This window comes from Halolamina salina (assembly GCF_042678005.1).
In the GTDB taxonomy this organism is placed as follows: Archaea; Halobacteriota; Halobacteria; order Halobacteriales; family Haloferacaceae; genus Halolamina; species Halolamina salina.
The window spans coordinates 7,076-7,729 of sequence record NZ_JBHUDH010000069.1 but is presented as its reverse complement, the minus strand read 5'-3'; the positions used below and the strand labels follow the sequence as shown (position 1 = coordinate 7,729).

General features: G+C 71.7%; 1 protein-coding gene and 1 pseudogene. One reads left to right on the top strand and one right to left on the bottom strand.

The annotated features are described in order from the left end of the window. Positions 1-173 (top strand): annotated as a pseudogene (locus tag ACFR9S_RS07525) (mannose-1-phosphate guanylyltransferase); the annotation flags it as partial. 23 nt (positions 174-196) lie between these two features. On the opposite strand, the gene ACFR9S_RS07520 reads toward ACFR9S_RS07525, so the two are convergent. Then, positions 197-640 carry a Tfx family DNA-binding protein gene (locus ACFR9S_RS07520; protein ID WP_379818362.1) on the bottom strand — a complete coding sequence of 148 codons (444 nt, stop codon included), beginning with the start codon at positions 638-640 and terminating at the stop codon, positions 197-199. Between the last annotated feature and the right edge of the window lie 14 nt (positions 641-654).

The window sequence follows — 654 nt, the reverse complement described above, 5'->3', positions numbered from 1 at the left end:
CCGTCGACGCCGCGGACAACGTCGTCGTCAGCGACGACAAGCACGTCTCGCTGGTCGGCGTCTCGGGGCTCGCGGTCGTGGCCTACGACGACCGCGTGCTGGTGGTGCCGAAAAGCGAGGCCGGGCGAGTGCGCGAACTGGTGTCGCTGCTCGACGAACGGGGGGAGTTCTAACGGTCGAAACCTCGCGAGAAAGACTACTCCTCGTACGCCCGGCGCACGCGCACCTGCCCGTCGCTCGTGACGCCCACGAGGAGTTCGGCGCGCACCTCCCGCCCGTGGATGGCGTCGCCGGCGGCGTCGCTGACGATCTTCATCAGTTCCGGCGCCGCGTAGCCCACCTTCACCCCCGCCTCGTCGCAGGCCTCGTACACCAGATCCGGGACGTCGTAGAGGTCGGTCCCGTCCTCGACGCGGACCCGGACCGGCGCCGAGAGCGCGTCGGCGAAGGAGACGGTCTCCCGGGCCTTCTCGACGTTCTCCCGGGCGCTGGCCTCGACGCTCGAGACGTTCGCCCGCGAGGTGCCGAGCCGGTCGGCGATGTCAGCCTGTCGGAGGCCGTGCTCCCGGAGCGCGAGCACCTCGGCCTGTCGGCGGGTGAGCACGTTGGCGTCGGCGTCGAACCCCGCCTGCCCGAGCAGCTCCGCGGCGGTCG